Consider the following 5,923-nt stretch of genomic DNA (forward strand, 5'->3'; position numbering starts at 1 on the left):
GCCCCCGATTGGGCGCGAACAGGGGGCCGAACGTCACGGACTACCGAAGGTGTCGGGTTGCAGTGATCAATCTCTAGCGGTTTACTGCAGTTTCGTCCTGCCCCCCCGCCCAGGAGCACCCATGACCCTCGCCGCCCCCGCCCCGGCGTCCCCGACCGCCCCGTCCGACCCGCCCGACGCCGCGTCGGCCCGCAAGGTCGCCCTCGCCTCGGCCGTCGGCGCCACCATCGAGTGGTACGACTTCTTCCTCTACGGCACCGCCGCGGGACTCGTCTTCGACAAGCTCTTCTTCTCGGGCCTGGACGGACCCGCGGCACAGTTCGCCGCCTTCGGCACCTTCGCCGTCGGCTTCGTGGCCCGACCGGTCGGCGGGCTGATCTTCGGCCACTTCGGGGACCGGATCGGTCGCAAGAAGATGCTGATCTGGACGCTGGTGATCATGGGCGCCGGCACGGCCGCGATCGGCCTGCTGCCGTCGTACGAGTCCATCGGCGTCTGGGCACCCGTGCTCCTCGTGCTGCTGCGCATCCTCCAGGGCATCGGGGTGGGCGGCGAGTACGGCGGCGCCGTGCTGCTGGCCGTCGAGTTCGCACCGACCGAGCGCCGCGGCTTCTTCGGCAGCTTCGCCCACATCGGCGTACCGGGCGGGCTGTTCCTGGCCAGTGGCGCCTTCGCGATCGCCAGCCAGCTGCCCGACGAGGAGTTCCTCGCCTGGGGCTGGCGCGCGTGCTTCCTGGTGAGCGTCGTGCTGCTCGCCATCGGCGCGTGGATCCGGCTCTCGGTGATGGAGACCCCGGCGTTCCAGGTGGTGGCGCAGGAGAAGGAGATCTCCGCGATGCCGGTCACCGAGATGGTGCGCCGCCAGCCGCGACGGCTGCTGCTCGGCATGGGCACCCGCTACATCGAGGGCTTCACGTTCAACTTCTTCTCGGTCTACCTGCTCGCCTACTCGGTCAACACCGTCGGGGTGCCGCGCTCGACCGTGCTCAACGCGATCATCGTCGGCGCGCTGGTCGGCGTGGTGCTCGTGCTCCTCTCCGGGCACGTGAGCGACCGGGTCGGGCGCAAACCCGTCTACCGCGTCGGTGCGACGCTGGCGCTGCTGTTCGCCTTCCCCGCCGCCTGGCTGGTCCAGCAGGGGACGACGCTCGCGGTGGGCGTGGTCTTCATCGGTGGCCTCGGGGTCCTGTACGGCGTCATCTACGGCCCGCTGGCCGCCTTCTGGTCCGAGCTCTTCGACACCCGCTACCGCTACTCGGCGCTCTCCACGCTCTACCAGGTCTCCGGGATCCTCGCGTCGGGGCTGACCCCGCTCATCGCCGCGTGGCTGGTCACGGTCGGGGGCGGCACCCTGTGGTGGGTGGCCGGCTACAACGCCCTCGTCGCGGTCCTCTCGCTCACCTGCGCGGCGCTCCTGCCCGAGACACGCGGGCGCGATCTCCAGGTGGACGAGGCGCCGGCGTCGGGGAGCCCTACGCTCGTCCCATGAGGCCGCAGGTCGTCGCTCACCGCGGAGCCAGTCACGACACCGCCGAGCACACCCTGCGCGCCTACACGCGGGCCATCGAGCTGGGCGCCGAGGCGCTCGAGTGCGACGTGCGCCTGACCGCCGACGGACACCTGGTCTGCGTGCACGACCGGGACCTGCGGCGGACGGCGTCCTCGCGCGGGCTGGTCTCGACGATGAACCTCGCCGACCTCGACGAGCTGGACTTCGCGCGGTGGAAGAACCCGTGGTCGGACCTGGACGACGAGGCGCCGGAGCTCGACCCGGGCTACGGCAAGGTGCTCACGCTGCGCAAGCTCCTGGAGACGGTCGCCGACGCCGATCGCCGCATCGAGCTGGCGATCGARACCAAGCACCCGACCCGGTACGGCGGGCTGGTCGAGAAGCGGGTCGTCGAGCTGCTCGCCGACTTCGGCTGGGACCGCGCCGGCAGCCCGGTCCGGGTGATGAGCTTCTCCTTCACCGCCCTCCAGCGCACCAAGCGGCTGGCTCCCGAGGTGGACGTCGTCATGCTGGTGGAGAAGGCGCACCACTGGCCGATGCTGCGTCGGGTGGTCGGCGACGACTGGATCATCGGCCCCGGGATCGAGGAGCTGCGTCAGCATCCGGGCCTGGTCCGTTCGCTGCGTCGCTCGGGGCGCCAGGTCCACGTGTGGACCGTCAACACCGAGGCCGACCTGCGCCTCTGCCTGGATCTCGGTGTGACGGCCGTCATCACCGACCGGCCCGCGGAGCTGCTCGAGCTCCTCGACGGCAGGCCCGACGGAGGCGTTGGATAGCCTCGCCCCATGGCGAAGAAGTCCCGTACCAAGACCCGTGACACCGCTCCTCCCGTGGAGGGTGAGGTCGGCCCGCGGCAGCCCTGCCCCTGCGGCTCGGGCAAGCGCTACAAGGCRTGCCACGGGGCTGCTGGAGGTGYAGCCCCGGTCTTCGTCCGCCGGCCCTTCGAGGGGATCCCGGGCGAGTGCGACGTCATCGCGCTGCGCGAGCTGGTCCCCGCCGCGACCGTCCCGCTCGACGTGAAGGGCACCGACCGCGAGGTCCGGCTGTGCACCCTGCTGCCGATGGCCGCGCCGGCGATGGTCCGCGACTCCGGAGCGATCTGGATCGGCCTCCAGGTGGCCCACCAGTACGGCGACCCCGCCCGCGACCTCGGCGCGGTGCTCGAGAAGGCCCTGGCCACCGAGGAGGCGGGCATCGTCGGCCTCACCGAGGCGCCCGGAGAGGGCCCCCGCCTGCAGGACCTGATCAACGACACGGAGCTCGACATCACGGTCCACGACGGCTTCGGCTACTGGATCGACGACGTCGAGGACCGCGACGCCTCCATGGAGGCCGCCCTCGAGCAGGCCGACAGCGCGGCCAACCCGACCACCCGCCTCGCGGGCGTCGAGGCGGCGTACTGGACCAACGTCGGCACCAAGGAGCACCTGCGCTGGGTGATGCCGCACCCCGAGGACCAGCTGCTCGACGCGCTCGCCCGCCTCCACGCCGCCGGCCGGGACGGGATCGCCGAGGGCTCGCGCTTCGTGGGCATGTTCCGCGCCCACGGGCTGCTCGCCCCGGTCTGGGACCTGCCCGTCGGCACGGGTGCGGAGGTCCTCGAGGAGCCGGCCGCGCGCTTCGCCGCCGACCTCGAGGAGGCGCTCGCCGACACCTCCGAGCTGACCTCCGAGCAGCGTTCCGCCCGTGCGGGACTCGCCAACCGGCAGGTCACCATCCGCTGACCCCCGAGTGTTTTTGACCCCACCCCTTGTCGCTCCGGTGCCCTGGGGGTAGGTTTTCGCTCGCCCGGTCGTTGTTGTTTCCCCCGTCAACAGCGGCCGGGCTTCCAATTTCGGCCCCCGTCGGGCGGCCTGAGTGCCGAGATGCCCCGTCGTCGACGTGTGGGCCTCGTCATACTTCCGTCGGTCTCTCGCCGGGCGCCGCAACCCCCGTGCCCCGCCTGAGCCACGCCTGAGCCACGCCTGACGGCCTCGCGCGGACGCGCCGTCCGGCGGAGTTGGGACCGGCGTCGCGAAATTTGACTCATGCCAACGGCAAGTTACTGTCAAGTCCGTCACAAGGGTGCCCCCGCACCGTCCCTACTCCCCCCTCACGAACAAGTTCATCGGACGTGCCTGTGCTCCCCGCCCTCGCGGGTGATGCCGATCGCACGTTCTGCTCCTGACGCTCGCCGCAGCGCTGGAGACATCACAGATGTGCCGGACGTGCTCGGACGTCCGTGCTCGGCGCGCCCCCCGACGAAGCTCTGCAACGTCGGAGCTCTCCATGACGCGCACCTGGCCCTGCCCCCGCACGGCCAGTACCCCACCGGAAAGTGCCCGAAAAGTTGTCTTCCCACATGAAGCGAACCACGTCCGCGCTGGTGTTCGTCACCGGTCTGACCGGCCTCGCCATCGCCGCCCCGCCCGCACAGGCTGCCAACGACGACACCGTCGCCACGGCCGACTCCCACGTCAACGCCGCGAAGAGCGGAGCCAACTACGGCTCCAGCACGAGCCTCACGGTCGACGGGCGTGACGCCGGCACCAAGCACGTCTACCTGAAGTTCACGGTCCCCGACGTCCCGACGGGCAAGGACCTCGGCTCGGTCGACCTCCGACTGCGTCCGAGCGTGTCCGCAGCCCGCGGTGTCACCGTCTACCGCACCGGTACCGGCTGGGCCGAGCAGACCATCAACTGGTCGACGAAGCCGACCGAGCGCGTCCGTCTCGGGTCGTCCGACGCCCTGGTCGCCGGAACCACCGAGACCATCGCCCTGGACCCCACGCTCGTCACCCCCGGCGAGGTCCTCGGCGTGCGCGTCGAGACCTCTGCCTCGAAGGCTGTCCAGTTCGCCTCCACCGAGGCCGGCACCGCCTCCTTCCGGCCGTCGCTGCGCACCAGCACCGCGGCCGCCAGCACCCCGCCCGCCACGACGACGCCGCCGACGTCGCCGACGGCCCCGGCGACCCCGACCAACCCGCCGGCCACCTCGACCACCCCCAAGGTGATCGGGATGAGCGCCCCCGCCAACACGTGGGACCAGCGAATCCAGGAGGTCGGCGCCAGCGGCGTGAAGTCGCGACGGATCTTCGCCGACCTGTCGTCGTCCGGTTCCAGCCAGCTGCCGCTGATCCGCAAGGCCATCGCGGACGGGATGATCCCGGTCGTCTCCTACAAGGTGCCCGACCCGGTGACGATGGCCAACGGCGGCTACGACGCCTGGCTCGCGACGCTGCGCACCCAGCTGAGCGGTCTCGGCGCCCCGGTCACCGCCACCTACTGGCACGAGCCCCACGGCGACATGACCCCCGCGGTGTTCCGTGCCGGGTCGCAGCGATTCCTCGACGCCGTGAAGACCCCCTCGGTCTCGGTCGGACCCATCCTCAACGGATGGCTGCTCGACAACCTCAACGCCTCCGGTCGCGCCAACTTCGCGGAGTACACCAGCCCCGAGCTGCTCGCGGCCTGGGACTTCGTCGGAGTCGACTCCTACCAGGAGGGCACCGCCTCGGCGCCGAACAACGCGCTGCTCCCGGCTCGCGCCGTCCCGCAGCTGGCGTCGTGGCTCGACACCCAGGGCTTCCCCGACAAGCGGATCGTCCTCGGTGAGTACAACGGGTTCACCGGTGCGGCGATCGCGCAGGCGGGCGAGTGGATCCTGAGCACGCCCGAGCTGTGGATCGGGAACGTGTGGAACGTCGACCACACGACGTTCTCCGTCCTGACCGGCGACCGCATCACCGCCTTCCAGCACACCAAGGCCGACGCGCGCGCGATGCGCTGATCGATCGCGGGCGCGACCCGCACCGGGTCGCGCCGCACGGCACGGAGTGACGACGGGCCCCCTCCACCTCACGGCGAGGTGGAGGGGGCCTTCGTCGTACGCCGACCGGCAGACGTCGGCGCGAGCGCAGGGCTTTGGCCGGATGCGGCCGGATGCGTCAGTCCCGGCGCGGGCGGCGCAGGCTCCACGCCTCGAGGCGCGAGTACCCCTTGACCGAGACGCGGCGCAGCCGCCTGAGCCGGTACGCCGGGCCGTCGTCGTCACCGTCGTCGTCACCGACGTCGTCCCCGTCGTCGTCCCCGGGGTCAGGCATGGTGTCGGCGGCCGGCTCCGTGGACCCGTCCGACACCCCCGCCCCGTCCGACGGGTCGGCTGCCTGCGGCGGCGCGAGCGCGTCGTGCATCCCCCGGTCGACGACCACGGTGCCCGGCCGGGCCACCGAGGTGAGCCGGGCGGCGATGTTGACCGTCGGACCGAACACGTCGCCGAGACGGCTCACGACCGGGCCGTAGGACAGCCCGGCCCGCACGGCGGGGAACAGGTCGTCCTCGTCGAGCCCGCGACCGGTGAGGGCCAGCGCGATCTCGGCGGCCGCGTGCGGGTCGTCGGCGGTCACCAGGATCTCGTCGCCGATGGTCTTGATG

At 71.6% G+C, this 5,923-nt stretch carries 5 protein-coding genes; 4 read left to right on the top strand and 1 reads right to left on the bottom strand.

The genetic code is table 11. From position 1 onward, the window contains the following. Positions 1-121: 121 nt before the first annotated feature. The 4 genes from ACXJKL_RS12470 to ACXJKL_RS12485 all read left to right on the top strand — a co-directional run bounded on the left by ACXJKL_RS12470 (position 122) and on the right by ACXJKL_RS12485 (position 5,279). Positions 122-1,489, top strand: a complete 1,368-nt coding sequence (locus ACXJKL_RS12470; protein ID WP_457207366.1) for an MFS transporter — start codon at positions 122-124, stop codon at positions 1,487-1,489. Next, positions 1,486-2,286: a glycerophosphodiester phosphodiesterase gene (locus ACXJKL_RS12475; RefSeq protein WP_457207367.1), complete on the top strand. Its 801-nt coding sequence runs from the start codon at positions 1,486-1,488 to the stop codon at positions 2,284-2,286. Before ACXJKL_RS12470 ends, ACXJKL_RS12475 begins: the two co-directional genes overlap by 4 nt. 9 nt (positions 2,287-2,295) lie before the next feature. Then, positions 2,296-3,234, top strand: a complete 939-nt coding sequence (locus ACXJKL_RS12480) for a DUF5926 family protein (protein ID WP_457207368.1) — start codon at positions 2,296-2,298, stop codon at positions 3,232-3,234. A gap of 617 nt (positions 3,235-3,851) precedes the next feature. Next, positions 3,852-5,279: a CBM96 family carbohydrate-binding protein gene (locus ACXJKL_RS12485; RefSeq protein WP_457207369.1), complete on the top strand. Its 1,428-nt coding sequence runs from the start codon at positions 3,852-3,854 to the stop codon at positions 5,277-5,279. Between the two features lie 157 nt (positions 5,280-5,436). On the opposite strand, the gene ACXJKL_RS12490 is transcribed toward ACXJKL_RS12485, so the two are convergent. Continuing rightward, positions 5,437-5,923, bottom strand: a 487-nt coding sequence (locus ACXJKL_RS12490) for an adenylate/guanylate cyclase domain-containing protein (RefSeq protein ID WP_457207370.1), incomplete at its 5' end; no start/stop codon positions are given.

The organism is Nocardioides sp. P5_C9_2 (genome assembly GCF_054049555.1).